This window comes from Micromonospora sp. NBC_01740 (assembly GCF_035920365.1).
In the GTDB taxonomy this organism is placed as follows: Bacteria; Actinomycetota; Actinomycetes; order Mycobacteriales; family Micromonosporaceae; genus Micromonospora; species Micromonospora reichwaldensis.
Genome location: NZ_CP109150.1, coordinates 3107278 through 3120148 on the forward strand (window position 1 = coordinate 3107278; position 12871 = coordinate 3120148).

The window sequence follows — 12871 nt, forward strand, 5'->3', positions numbered from 1 at the left end:
CCCGCCCCACCCCCACCTGACGGACCGGGGACGGGGCTGAGAGAGGGGCAGGTCAGGCGCGGGCGTACTGGGCGGGCCAGGTGGGGGTGGCGCCGAGCTTGGCGGCGGCCCGGTGCGGCCAGTACGGGTCCCGCAGGAGTTCCCGCCCGAGCAGGACCAGGTCGGCGTCGCCGGACGCGACGATCTCCTCGGCCTGCTCCGGCTCGACGATCAGGCCGACCGCGCCGGTGGCCACGCCCGCCTCCCGGCGTACCCGGGCGGCCAGCGGCACCTGGTAGCCGGGGCCGACCGGGATGGTCGCGGTGGCCGACGCGCCGCCCGACGAGCAGTCGACCAGGTCCACCCCGGCGGCGGCCAGTTCGCCGGCGAGCACCACGCTGTCCTCGGCCGTCCAGCCCGTCGGTTCCCAGTCGGTGGCCGAGATGCGGGTCAGTACGGGCACGTCCTCGCCGACCGCCGCACGGACCGCCCGCGCCACCTCCAGGGTGAGCCGCATCCGGCCGGAGCGGTCCCCGCCCCAGCCGTCGTCGCGGTGGTTCGTCAGCGGGGAGAGGAACTCGTGCAGCAGGTAGCCGTGCGCGGCGTGGATCTCCACTGCCGCGAACCCGGCGTCGACCGCCCGGCCGGCCGCCGCCGCGAACGCCTCGACGACGCCGGCGATGCCCGCTTCGTCCAGCGCGGTCGGCACCCGGTAGTCGGGCACGAACGGCGCGGACCCCGGGCCGACCGGGGTCCAGCCGCCCTCGGCGTCGGGCACCCCGCCCCGCCGGGACGCCCACGGGCGGTACGTCGAGGCCTTGAACCCGGCGTGCGCGAGCTGCACGACCGGCACCGCGCCGTGCGCGGCGACGAAGGCGGTCACCGGCCGCCAGGCGTCGACGTGCGCCCCGGACCAGAGCCCGGTGTCCTGCGGGCTGATCCGCCCCTCGGGCAGCACGGCGGTGGCCTCGGTCATCACCAGACCCGCGCCGCCGACCGCGCGGGCGCCCAGGTGCACCAGGTGCCAGTCGGTGGGCAGGCCGTCCGGGCCGGCGGTGTACTGGCACATCGGCGCCAGGGCGATCCGGTTGGGCAGGGTCACGCTGCGCAGGGTCAGCGGGGTGAACAGGACACTCATGCGGTCATCCTCTCGGACGCGGGGAGGACCCCGGGGCGGGGTCCTCCCCGACTCGTCGGGTCGCGCCGGGCCCGGGCGCGACGGTCGGGGCGGGCGCGGGCGGCGGCTCAGGCGCGGCTCGGGCCCACCGCGAGCGCCCCGGGGCGGCTCGGACCCGCCCGGGGCGCGCCGGGGTGGCTCAGGCCGGGACGGGGCTCAGCTCCTCAGCGCGGCGCGGGCCGTCGCCGTCGGCGTCCGCCGGGGCGAGCGGCGACCGCCGGCCCGCCGAGTCGTACGCGGCCCGGTCCAGGGTGCCCTCGCGGGCGGCGACGATCGTCGGCACCAGTGCCTGGCCGGCGACGTTGGTGGCGGTGCGGATCATGTCCAGGATCGGGTCGATCGCCAGCAGCAGACCGGCGCCGGCCAGCGGCAGGCCCAGCGTGCTCAGCGTCAGGGTGAGCATCACGATCGCGCCGGTCAGGCCGGCGGTGGCGGCCGAACCGACCACCGAGACGAAGGCGATCAGCAGGTAGTCGGTGACGCCGAGGTCCACCCCGAAGACCTGGGCGACGAAGATCGCGGCCAGCGCCGGGTAGATCGCCGCGCAGCCGTCCATCTTCGTGGTGGCGCCGAACGGCACCGCGAAGGAGGCGTACTCGCGGGGGACACCGAGGCGCTCGACCGAGCGCTGGGTCACGGGCATCGTGCCCACCGAGGAGCGGGAGACGAAGGCCAGCTCGATCGCGGGCCAGGCGCCGGCGAAGAAGCGCACCGGGTTGAGCCGGCCGGCGCCCACCAGCAGCAGCGGGTAGACCACGAACAGCACGATCGCGCAGCCGACGTAGACGGCGGTGGTGAACTTGGCGAGCGGGGCCACCAGGTCCCAGCCGTACGAGGCGACGGCGTTGCCGATCAGGCCGAGGGTGCCGATCGGGGCGAGCCGGATGACCCACCACAGGGCCTTCTGGACGATCTCCAGCAGCGCGCGGTTGATCGCCACGAACGGCTCCGCGGGCTCGCCGACCAGCAGCGCCGCCGCGCCGACGACGAGGGCCAGGAAGACGATCTGGAGCACGTTGCCGTCGACGAACGCGCCGACCGGGTTGGTCGGCACGATGCCGGTGAGGAAGTCGGTCCACGAGCCGGTCCTCGTGGGGGCGGTGGCGCCGGCGGTGTCGAGGGTGACGCCGCGGCCCGGGTCGGTGAGCAGGCCGAGGCCGATGCCGACGCCCACCGCGATCAGCGCGGTGACGCCGAACCAGAGCAGGGTCTTCAGGGCCAGCCGGGCGGCGTTGGCCACCCCGCGCAGGCTGACCACGCTGACCACGATGGCGGTGAAGACCAGCGGCGGTACGGCCAGCTTGAGCAGCTGGACGAAGAGGCCGCCGACGGTGTCGAGGGTGCTGGTGAGCCAGCTCAGGTCGTTGGCGCGGGCGAGGAAGCCGAGCGCCACGCCGAGGACGAGGCCGAGCAGGATCTGCACGGAGAAGGGGATCTTGCGCAGGGCGGAAGCCATGAGGGTGTGTCCCAGGGTCTGGAGGTCGGAACGGGGCAGCGTCAGGAGAGCGGCTGCGCCGGACAGACGCCGCTGGCCTGCAGTCGGAGGTCGACATACAGGCGCACGGTCAGGTGCCAGACGTTGGTCATCGCCGCCGAGGATAACGCCGGCCGTCGATGCTGCGGAAGGAGTGCCCTTGGTGACGCTCCTTACAGCAGGTGCACGAAGGGACCGATGCCCCATCTCAGGCGCTGCGAGGTGCCCCGGCTCACCGGCGGAGGGCGACGGCGGTCGCGGCGGCCGTGCCCCAGAGGACGGCCACCAGCAGCAGCAGCCGCTCCAGGACGGCGATCAGGCCGCCGCGCCCCACGAAGAGCATGGCCACGGCGGTCGCGCCCGCCAGCGGCAGGGCCGCCGCCAGGGCCACCGCGGCCAGCCGGCGCAGCGCCGACGGCGCGGCCCGGGTGAGCATGACCGCCAGCATCGCGAAGACCACCGCGGCCACCGCGAGGATGCTCGCCGCGCCGTGCACCAGGTCCGCCGTGGTCGCCCGCTCGAACGGCGGCAGCGGGCAGCCGGCGCTGCACGACACCGCCCCGGAGACCAGCGCGAAGACGCTCCCGGCCGCGAGCAGCCCGGCCGCCGCCCGCAGCACCGGGGGCAGCGCCGCCGCGAGCAGCAGCAACCCGGCCGCCAGGGCGAAGACCCCGATCCGGTACGCCGGGGCGTACGCGCTGTCGGTGACGCCCGCCTCGCTGACGTACCCGGTCAGGCCCGGCCCCGGACCGGCCACCACGGCGACGGTCACCGCGACCGCGCCCGCGACGACGCAGGCGGCGGAGGCCGACGCGGCGGCGGCCCGGGGCGGGGCGGTACGCGGGTCGGTCCGGCGCGGCTCAGCCACGCCCGTGCGGCGTGGTCCAGCCGGAGATGTCGGGGCCGAGCGGGACGATCCCCGTCGGGTTGATCGCCGCGTGGGTGCCGTAGTAGTGCCGCTTGATGTGGTCGAAGTCGACCGTCTCGCCGAAGCCCGGCGTCTGGAACAGGTCCCGCGCGTACGCCCAGAGCACCGGCAGTTCGGTGAGCTTCTGCCGGTTGCACTTGAAGTGACCGTGGTACGCCACGTCGAAGCGGACCAGGGTGGTGAAGAGCCGCACGTCGGCCTCGGTGATCGCGTCGCCCATCAGGTAGCGCCGACCCGCCAGCCGCTCGGAGAGCGCGTCGAGCCGGGCGAACAGCGCCGTGAACGCCTCGTCGTACGCGGCCTGCGAGGTGGCGAAGCCGCACCGGTAGACGCCGTTGTTGACGTCCCGGTGGATCTCCGCCATCAGCGCGTCGATCTCCGGGCGGAGCTCGACCGGGTAGAGGTCCGGCGCCCCCGGCCCGTGCAGGCCCCGCCACTCGGTGGACAGGTCCAGGGTGAGCTGCGGATAGTCGTTCGTGACCACCCGGCCGGTGCGCGTGTCGACCAGCGCCGGCACCGTGACCCGCCCGGTGTAGTCGGGGTCGGTGGCCAGGTACGCCTCGGAGAGGAAGCCGATGCCGAGCACCGGGTCGAACCCGTCCGGGTCGAGGGCGAACCGCCAGCCCCGCTCGTCGCGGATCGGGTCGACCGTGCCGAGGGAGATCGCGTCCGCCAGGCCGAGCAGGCCGCGCACGATCCGGGCCCGGTGCGCCCACGGGCAGGCCCGGCACCAGATCAGCCGGTAACGGCCCGCCTCCAGCGGCCACCGGCCCTGCGCGTCCGGCCCGCCGCCGGGCGGGGAGTCGGAGTCCGGGGTGACCCGACCGGTGAACCGGTTGGGCTGGCGGACGAACTCGCCACCGCCACTGGTCTCTGCGCTGAACTGGGCCCGGGCCATGCCGCCAACCTATCCGCTGCGCGCGCGGATATCCTGGCGGCCGGGCGTCCCCGCGACCCGGAACCGCCCGCCCCCCGCCCCTTCCCACCCCCCGAAGGATCGCGCTGATGACCGTGGCATACCTGGTGGCCGGTGTCCGCACCCCGATCGGCCGCTACGCCGGCGCCCTCGCCGGCGTCCGCCCCGACGACCTGGCCGCGCACGTGATCCGCGAACTGGTCGCCCGACACCCGTCGGTGGACTGGGCGCGGGTGGACGACGTGATCCTGGGCTGCGCCAACCAGGCCGGCGAGGACAACCGCAACGTGGCCCGGATGGCGGCGCTGCTCGGCGGGCTGCCCGAGGAGGTGCCCGGCAGCACGGTCAACCGGCTCTGCGGCTCCGGCCTGGACGCCCTCGCCACTGCGGCCCGCTCCGTCGTGGCCGGCGAGGCGGACCTCATGGTGGCCGGCGGGGTGGAGAGCATGAGCCGCGCCCCGTTCGTGATGCCGAAGGCGAGCACCCCGTTCTCCCGCACCGCCGAGGTCTACGACACCACCATCGGCTGGCGGCTGGTCAACCCGCTGATGAAGAAGCACTGGGGCATCGACTCCATGCCGGAGACGGCGGAGAACGTCGCCGCCGCGTACGGCGTCGGCCGCGCCGAGCAGGACGAGTTCGCGTACCGGTCGCAGCAGCGGGCCGCGAAGGCGCAGGCCGACGGCCGCTTCGCCGAGGAGATCGTGGGAGTGACCGTGCCGGCGGGGCGGCGCGAGACCAAGCTCGTCGAGGTCGACGAGCACCCCCGGGAGACCTCGCTGGAGAAGCTCGCCGCGCTGCCCACCCCGTTCCGCGAGGGCGGCACGGTGACCGCCGGCAACTCGTCGGGCGTCAACGACGGCGCGGTGGCGCTGCTGGTCGCCTCCGAGGCCGCCGTGGCCCGCTACGGCCTCACCCCGCTGGCCCGGGTCGCCGGCGCCGCCGCGGCCGGCGTACCGCCGCGGGTGATGGGCGTCGGGCCGGTGCCGGCCACCCGGAAGCTGCTCGACCGCCTCGGCCTCGGCCTCGACGCGGTCGACGTGATCGAGCTGAACGAGGCGTTCGCCGCGCAGTCCGTCGCGGTGCTGCGTGAGCTGGGCCTGCCGACCGACGCCGAGCACGTCAACCCGAACGGCGGGGCGATCGCGCTCGGGCACCCGCTCGGCGCCAGTGGCGCCCGGCTGGCGCTGACGGCCGCGCTGGAGCTGCGCCGCCGGGGCGGCCGGCGGGCGCTGGCCACCATGTGCGTCGGCGTGGGGCAGGGCATCTCGCTGCTGCTGGAGTCCGCCGGCTGACCCGGGGTCGGCCAGGGCGCCGCCGCTGCCCGCCCGTTCCGGGGGCTCCGATGCCGTGGGCGACGAGGGCTTGGCACCGGCGGGGGCGGAGCCGTGCCGGCGGGCGGGTCCGTGACGGACATCCGACGGGCCGACGAAGTGGGTCATGGGACCTCCCGGAGCCGGCAGTACGCGGCCTAGAGTGGTGAGCACCACACGACCCGCGGGTCGGCCGGTGCCTCGCGTACCCCCACGTGACCGCGGCACCGGCTCCCTCCCGCACCGCGGCGACGACCATGAGGTGCAGCAGTGCAGATGCCGGACGGACTTCCCGCCGAGATCGACCTCTCCCGGCCGAGCGCGGCCCGGGTGTACGACTACTTCCTCGGCGGGGCGCACAACTTCGAGATCGACCGGCAGCTCGCCGAGCAGATCGCCGGCATGACCCCGAACCTGGCGGCGACCATGCGCGCCGGCCGGGAGTTCCTGCGTCGCGCCGTACGCACGCTGCTCGACGCCGGCATCGACCAGTTCCTCGACATCGGCTCCGGCATCCCCACCGTGGGCAACGTGCACGAGGTCGCCCAGACGGCCAATCCGAAGGCCCGCGTGGTCTACGTCGACATCGACCCGGTCGCGGTGGCGCACAGCCGGGAGCTGCTCGCCGGCGACGAGCTGACCGGGGTGATCCACGGCGACCTGCGGGAGCCGGAGCGGATCCTGGCCGCAGCCCGTGACCTGGGGCTGCTCGACTTCAGCCGGCCGCTGGGCATCCTGCTCGCCGGGGTGGTGCACTTCGTCCGGGACGCCGACCGCCCCGGCGAGATCCTGGCCACCCTCCGGGCCGCCGCGGCCCCGGGCAGCCACCTGGTCGTCTCACACTCCACGTTCGAGGACCAGCCGCAGGAGATGCTCGACGCGCAGCGCCTCTCGGCGCGTACCGACACCGAGATCACGCTGCGCTCCCGGGCCGAGGTGACGAGCTTCTTCGGCGGCTGGACGCTCCTGGAGCCGGGTGTGGTGCACATGCCGCTGTGGCGCCCCGACTCGCCCTCCGACGTCGACGAGCACCCGGAGCGGTTCGGCGCCTTCGGCGGCGTCGCCCGGTACGACCAGCCCACCGCCTGAGCCCATGGCCGCCGTCCCGGAGCCCGGCGGCGACGACCTCAGCCGGTCGGGCGCGCAGTGGTACGCGGCCGAGTGGGCCAGGGCGGTGCGCCGGCTCGGTTTCGTGCCCCTCAGCGCGGCGGAGACCGAGCGCCTGCTGCACCTGCACACGGTCCGGCTGGCCCAGGCCCTGCTCGCCGAGCCCTTCTCGCCCCTGCCGGCCGAGGAGGTGGGGCGCGCGCTGGTCGAGGAGCACCTGACCGAGCCCCGGGTGCTCGACTGGTCGGTGCGGGCCCTCGGCGACCGGTTCGCCGCCCGGGTGGTGCCGGGCCGGGCCGACGGGGACGGGACGGCGCAACGGGTCGCGGCGTTGCAGGGCGCACTCGCCGCCGGCTTCGCCCGCGCCCTGCGCGACCGCACCTTCGCGCAGCAGGAGCGGATCGCCCGCTCGGCCTGGCAGGCCCGCGACGACGTGGAGCAGGCCCTGCGCGACAGCGAGGCCCGGTTCCGGGCCGTCTTCGTGGGGGCGGCCACGGGGATCGGCATCGCCGGTGTCGACGGCCAGATCATCGACGTCAACCAGGCGTTCGCGGACATGCTCGGCTACTCCATCGAGGAGCTGCGCGAGACCAACGTGGCCGCACTGTTCCATCCCGACGACGCGGCCGGGATGTGGGAGCTCTACCAGGAGCTGATCGAGGGCAAGCAGGACCGGGCCCGGGTGGAGAAGCGCTACTACCGCAAGGACGGCAGCGTGGTCTGGACGGACCTGTCCGTCTCGCTGATCCGCCACGACGACGGCCGGCCCCGGTTCACCGTCGCGATGATCGAGGACATCACCGAGCGGCACGAACTCCAGCAGCGGCTGCGCTTCCAGGCGTTGCACGATCCGCTCACCGGGCTGCCCAACCGGACGCTGTTCTTCGAGACGCTGGGCCGGGTCTTCGACGTCGCCGACGCGGCCCGACGGGTCGGGGTCTGCTTCCTCGACCTGGACGGCTTCAAGGCGGTCAACGACAGCCTCGGCCACGACCTCGGCGACCGGCTGCTCGTGGTGATCGCCAAGCGGCTGGCCGACTGCGTCGCGGGCCGCGGCCACCTCGTCGCCCGGATGGGCGGGGACGAGTTCGTCATCCTGGTCGACGACGGCGCCGGGATCGACGACGCGGTGGGTGTCGCCGAGCTGGCCCTGGCGGCGGTCTCCGCCCCGGTCCGCATCGGCGAGCAGCAGCTCGCGGTGTCGGCGAGCGTCGGGATCGTCGAGTGCCCGGTCGGCGGGACGAGCGCCTCGGAGCTGATGAAGGCCGCCGACACCACGCTCTACTGGGCGAAGGCGGAGGGCCGGGGCCGGTGGGCGGTCTACGACCCGGAGCGCGGCGCCCGGGACCTCGCCCGTTCCGCCCTGGCCGCCGGGCTGCCGGCCGCGCTGGACCGGGGCGAGTTCGTCGTGCACTACCAGCCGATCGTGTCTCTGGTCGAGGGCTCGATGCTGGCCGTGGAGGCGCTGGTCCGGTGGCAGCACCCGGAGCTGGGGCTGATCGGGCCGGACCGGTTCATCGGGCTCGCCGAGGAGACCGGCCTGATCGTCCGGCTCGGCGAGTGGGTGCTGCGGCAGGCCTGCCGGGACGCGGAGGCGTGGCGGCGCGAGTTCCCCCGGGCGCAGCTGGTGGTCAGCGTCAACCTGGCCGCCCGGCAGGCCGACGACCCGGGGATCGTGGACACCGTGGCCGACGCGCTGGCCTCCACCGGGCTGCCGGCGGATCTGCTGCAACTGGAGCTGACGGAGAGCGCGGTGATGGGCACCGCCGGGGAGCCGCTGCGGTCGCTGCACCGGCTGGCCGCCCTCGGCGTACGGATGGCGATCGACGACTTCGGCACCGGCTACTCCAACCTGGCGTACCTGCGCCGGCTGCCGATCCACTGCCTCAAGCTGGCCGGGCCGTTCGTCGAGGGCATCCGGGGTGAGGACGCCGAGGCGGTGCCCGACCACCGGGACGAACGGATCGTGGACGCGCTGGTGCGGCTGGCGCACGCGCTGGAGCTGTGGGTGACCGCCGAGGCGGTGGAGACCGGGGTGCAGGCCGAGCGGCTGCGCGCGCTGCGCTGCGACACCGGGCAGGGGCGCTTCTTCGGCCCGCCCGCACCGGCGGCGGAGATCACCGCCCGGCTACGTGGCGACGACGACCGGGGAGCAACGGCATGAGCCTGACGGACAGCGAGGCGGCGGTCGCCGTACTCGCCGGGTTGGCGATCCTCGCCGGGCTCGCCGGGGTGGTGGTGCCCGGCCTGCCGGCGCTGCCGCTGTGCTGGGGCGGGGTGCTGGTCTGGGCGATCTTCGGCGGCGCCGGGCCCGGCCGCTGGGCGGTGCTCGCCGCCGCGACCGTGGTCGCCGCGGGCGGCACCGTCGTCAAGTACGCCTGGCCGGGGCGGAACCTGAAACGCACCGGGGTGCCCACCTCGTCGCTGCTCGTCGGTGGGCTGCTGGGCCTGGTCGGCTTCTTCGTGGTCCCGGTGATCGGGCTGGTGCTCGGCTTCGTCGGCGGGGTGTGGGCGGCGGAGCGGCTGCGGTTGGGCGACTCCCGGCTGGCGTGGCCGGCGACGAAGCAGGCGGTCGCGGCGGCCGGCCTGTCCATGCTTGTCGAGTTCCTCGCCGGTCTGCTCGTCGCCGCGCTCTGGGTCGCCGGGCTGCTGCTCACCTGAGCAGACGCGGGCGGCCGCGCAGGATCGGACTAGTGCGGGGCCGGGCCGGTCGCTCGGTTCGAGCCGATGCGGGTGTGGTGCGGGCGGCGCGGGGCGGGCGTCGGGTACGGCGCAGCGCCGTACGGTGAGAGAGAGGTGACGTGCCCCGCGCCGCCGCGTGCCGGGCGGTCCGAGCGCCCGGCGGTGGCCCGTCGCGATCGGGCCTGGTCACGGGCTCAAGCATGCGGCGCACGCGCCGGCACGGCAACGCAATTTGCCCGGCTCGGCCGGCCTGCCCACCCGCGGTGGCGGCCTGCCCACCCGCGCGGTGCCGCCCTGCCCAGTTGCGGGCGCCGGGCGTGCCGGCCGGGGCCGCCGTGTGCCGTCTGGCCCCCTGTCGAGCTGCCCCACCGCACGGGGCAGCTCGACGGGGGCCGGTCGGACAGGGCGGGCGGCAAGGGCGGACAGACAGAGACAGGGCGCAGGGGCGGACGCTGCGAGGCGGGCCCGGGTGCGTTCCGGGGCGGTTGCCGGGATGCCCGGCGGGGCATTGACGGTCGACCGGTTCAGCCAGTAGACCTTGGTGATGGAGGCCCGCCGATGAGGAAAGCTCCGCTCACGTTGGAACAGCTGCGGGTCGCCGTCGCAGAGGATGAGATCGACACCGTGGTGCTGGCCCTGGTCGACATGCAGGGCCGGTTGCAGGGCAAGCGGTTCCACGCGCCCTACTTCCTCGACCAGGTGGCCGCGCACGGCAGCGAGGGCTGCAACTACCTGCTCGCCGTCGACGTCGACATGAACACGGTCGACGGGTACGCGATGTCGAGCTGGGAACGCGGCTACGGCGACTTCGCCATGGTGCCGGACTTCGACACCCTGCGCCGGGTGCCCTGGCAGCCGGGCAGCGCGCTGCTCCTGGCCGACCTGGCCTGGCTGGACGGGTCCCCGGTGGTCGCCTCGCCCCGGCAGATCCTGCGCCGGCAGCTCGACCGGCTGGCCGCGCACGGGCTGACCGCGTACGCCGGCACCGAGCTGGAGTTCGTGCTGTTCCGCGACTCGTACGAGGAAGCCTGGCAGCGCGGCTACCGGGATCTGACCCCGGCCAACCAGTACAACGTGGACTACTCGCTGCTCGGCACCGCCCGGGTGGAGCCGCTGCTGCGCCGCATCCGGCGGGAGATGGCCGGGGCGGGGCTCACCCCGGAGAGCGCGAAGGGGGAGTGCAACCTCGGCCAGCACGAGATCGCCTTCCGCTACGACGAGGCGGTGGCCTGCGCCGACCACCACGTGATCTACAAGAACGGGGCGAAGGAGATCGCCGCCCAGGAGGGCATGTCGATCACCTTCATGGCCAAGCCGAACGCGCGCGAGGGCAACTCCTGCCACATCCACTTCTCGCTGCGCGACGCCGACGGCCGCTCGGCGATGCTCGGCGACGGGCCGGCGCACCTGTCGACGACCGGGCAGCGGGTGCTGGCCGGGCTGCTGGCCACGATGCGCGAGTTCAGCCTCCTGTTCGCCCCGAACATCAACTCGTACAAGCGTTACCAGCCCGGGTCGTTCGCCCCCACCGCGCTGCGCTGGGGCACGGACAACCGCACCTGCGCGCTGCGGCTGGTCGGGCACGGCCAGGGCATGCGGGTGGAGAACCGGGTGCCGGGGGCGGACGTGAACCCGTACCTGGCGATCGCGGCACTCGTCGCCGGCGCGGTGCACGGCATCGAGCGCGAGCTGGAACTGGGCGAGGAGTGCACCGGCAACGCGTACGACGATCCGGCCGCCGACCGGGTCCCCGGCACGCTCCGCGACGCCCTGGCCCTCTGGGAGGGCTCGACGGTGGCCGTCGAGGCGTTCGGCGACGAGGTGACGGCCCACTACGCCAACCAGGCGCGGATCGAGCTGACGGCCTTCGACGCCGCCGTGACGGACTGGGAGCTGATCCGTGGCTTCGAACGCCTCTGACGAGGGAGAGGGGTCGGGCTTGAGTGAGGTGGTGGATCCGGCCACCGGGGAGGTCGTGGGGTCCGTGCCCGCCACGTCGGTCGGGGAGGTCGACGCGGCGATCGCGCGGGCGGACGCGGCCTTCCGGCGCTGGCGGGCGGTGGCGCCGGGGGAGCGGGCGCGGGTGTTGCGGCGGTTCGCGGCGGTGGTCGACGCGCACCTGGAGGAGCTGGCGCGGCTGGAGGTGCGCAACTCCGGGCACACCATCGGCAACGCGCGGTGGGAGGCGGGCAACGTCCGCGACGTCCTCGACTACTACGCGGGCGCGCCCGAGCGGCTGACGGGGCGGCAGATCCCGGTGCCGGGCGGGCTGGACGTGACGTTCCACGAGCCGCTCGGCGTGGTCGGGGTGATCGTGCCGTGGAACTTCCCGATGCCCATCGCCGCCTGGGGCTTCGCGCCGGCGCTCGCCGCCGGGAACACCGTGGTGCTCAAGCCCGCCGAGCTGACCCCGCTGACGGCGCTGCGCCTGGCGGAGCTGGCGCGTGAGGCGGGCGTGCCCGACGACGTGTTCACCGTGCTGCCGGGCGCCGGGTCCGTGGTGGGGGAGCGGTTCGTCACCCATCCCGCCGTCCGCAAGGTCTGCTTCACGGGCTCCACGGAGGTGGGCACCCGGATCATGGCGGGCTGTGCCGCGCAGGTGAAGCGGCTGACCCTGGAGCTGGGCGGCAAGAGCGCCAACCTCGTCTTCGCCGACGCGGACCTCGAGCGGGCGGCGGCCACCGCCCCGTACGCCGTCTTCGACAACGCCGGCCAGGACTGCTGCGCCCGGTCGCGGATCCTGGTTCAGCGGCCGGTGTACGACCGGTTCCTGGAACTGCTCGAACCGGCGGTGCGCGCGCTGCGGGTGGAGGACCCGGCCCGGGACACGGCCGAGATGGGCCCGTTGATCTCCGCCGCCCAGCGGGACCGGGTGGCCGGGTACGTCGACGGGGCGAAGATCGCCTTCGCCGGCTCCCGCCCCGACGGCCCCGGCTTCTGGTACGCCCCGACGGTGCTGCTCGCCGGATCGACGGCGGACCGGCACTGGCGGGAGGAGATCTTCGGCCCGGTCGTCTCGGTGCTCCCGTTCGACGACGAGGCCGATGCGATCCGCCTCGCCAACGACACCGAGTACGGCCTCTCCGGCTCGGTCTGGACGCGGGACGTGGGCCGGGCGGTGCGGGTGGCACGGGCCGTGGAGGCGGGCAACCTCAGCGTCAACTCGCACTCCTCGGTGCGCTACTGGACGCCGTTCGGCGGGATGAAGCGCTCCGGGCTGGGCCGCGAGCTGGGCCCCGACGCGTTGCACGCCTTCACGGACGTCAAGAACGTGTTCATCGCGACGGAGGAGTGA

At 74.8% G+C, this 12871-nt stretch carries 10 protein-coding genes; 6 read left to right on the forward strand and 4 right to left on the reverse strand.

The features are described from left to right. Window positions 1-52 precede the first annotated feature (52 nt). The 4 genes from OG989_RS14635 to OG989_RS14650 form a co-directional block, all read right to left on the reverse strand. Window positions 53-1117 carry an NADH:flavin oxidoreductase/NADH oxidase gene (locus OG989_RS14635; protein ID WP_327030793.1) on the reverse strand — a complete coding sequence of 355 codons (1065 nt, stop codon included), beginning with the start codon at window positions 1115-1117 and terminating at the stop codon, window positions 53-55. A gap of 178 nt (window positions 1118-1295) precedes the next feature. Beyond that, window positions 1296-2600 carry a dicarboxylate/amino acid:cation symporter gene (locus OG989_RS14640; RefSeq protein WP_327031166.1) on the reverse strand — a complete coding sequence of 435 codons (1305 nt, stop codon included), beginning with the start codon at window positions 2598-2600 and terminating at the stop codon, window positions 1296-1298. A gap of 262 nt (window positions 2601-2862) precedes the next feature. After that, window positions 2863-3498, reverse strand: coding sequence for a DUF998 domain-containing protein (locus tag OG989_RS14645; protein ID WP_151457571.1), 636 nt, complete (start codon window positions 3496-3498; stop codon window positions 2863-2865). Further along, window positions 3491-4456 carry a glutathione S-transferase family protein gene (locus OG989_RS14650; RefSeq protein ID WP_327030794.1) on the reverse strand — a complete coding sequence of 322 codons (966 nt, stop codon included), beginning with the start codon at window positions 4454-4456 and terminating at the stop codon, window positions 3491-3493. The genes OG989_RS14645 and OG989_RS14650 overlap by 8 nt, the downstream gene beginning before the upstream one ends. A 107-nt stretch (window positions 4457-4563) precedes the next feature. On the opposite strand from OG989_RS14650, the gene pcaF reads away from it, so the two are divergent. The 6 genes from pcaF to OG989_RS14680 all read left to right on the forward strand — a co-directional run bounded on the left by pcaF (window position 4564) and on the right by OG989_RS14680 (window position 12871). Next, on the forward strand, window positions 4564-5769 hold the full coding sequence (pcaF, locus tag OG989_RS14655; RefSeq protein WP_327030795.1) for a 3-oxoadipyl-CoA thiolase: 1206 nt from the start codon (window positions 4564-4566) through the stop codon (window positions 5767-5769). Between the two features lie 288 nt (window positions 5770-6057). Beyond that, window positions 6058-6876, forward strand: a complete 819-nt coding sequence (locus OG989_RS14660; protein WP_327030796.1) for an SAM-dependent methyltransferase — start codon at window positions 6058-6060, stop codon at window positions 6874-6876. Between the two features lie 4 nt (window positions 6877-6880). Next, the gene (locus tag OG989_RS14665; protein ID WP_151456928.1) at window positions 6881-9058 is read left to right on the forward strand and encodes a putative bifunctional diguanylate cyclase/phosphodiesterase; all 2178 of its coding nucleotides are present in this window, start codon (window positions 6881-6883) and stop codon (window positions 9056-9058) included. Next, window positions 9055-9555 carry a DUF456 domain-containing protein gene (locus tag OG989_RS14670; protein WP_327030797.1) on the forward strand — a complete coding sequence of 167 codons (501 nt, stop codon included), beginning with the start codon at window positions 9055-9057 and terminating at the stop codon, window positions 9553-9555. Before OG989_RS14665 ends, OG989_RS14670 begins: the two co-directional genes overlap by 4 nt. Window positions 9556-10134: 579 nt before the next feature. After that, window positions 10135-11496, forward strand: a complete 1362-nt coding sequence (locus OG989_RS14675; protein WP_327030798.1) for a glutamine synthetase family protein — start codon at window positions 10135-10137, stop codon at window positions 11494-11496. Between the two features lie 19 nt (window positions 11497-11515). Beyond that, on the forward strand, window positions 11516-12871 hold the full coding sequence (locus OG989_RS14680; protein WP_327030799.1) for an aldehyde dehydrogenase family protein: 1356 nt from the start codon (window positions 11516-11518) through the stop codon (window positions 12869-12871).

Bases quoted from the DNA above. Each gene is read 5' to 3' on its own strand.
- OG989_RS14635 (WP_327030793.1), bottom strand. From the start codon at position 1,117: ATGAGTGTCCTGTTCACCCCGCTGACCCTGCGCAGCGTGACCCTGCCC.
- OG989_RS14650 (WP_327030794.1), bottom strand. From the start codon at position 4,456: ATGGCCCGGGCCCAGTTCAGCGCAGAGACCAGTGGCGGTGGCGAGTTC.
- pcaF (WP_327030795.1), top strand. From the start codon at position 4,564: ATGACCGTGGCATACCTGGTGGCCGGTGTCCGCACCCCGATCGGCCGC.
- OG989_RS14665 (WP_151456928.1), top strand. From the start codon at position 6,881: ATGGCCGCCGTCCCGGAGCCCGGCGGCGACGACCTCAGCCGGTCGGGC.
- OG989_RS14670 (WP_327030797.1), top strand. From the start codon at position 9,055: ATGAGCCTGACGGACAGCGAGGCGGCGGTCGCCGTACTCGCCGGGTTG.
- OG989_RS14675 (WP_327030798.1), top strand. From the start codon at position 10,135: ATGAGGAAAGCTCCGCTCACGTTGGAACAGCTGCGGGTCGCCGTCGCA.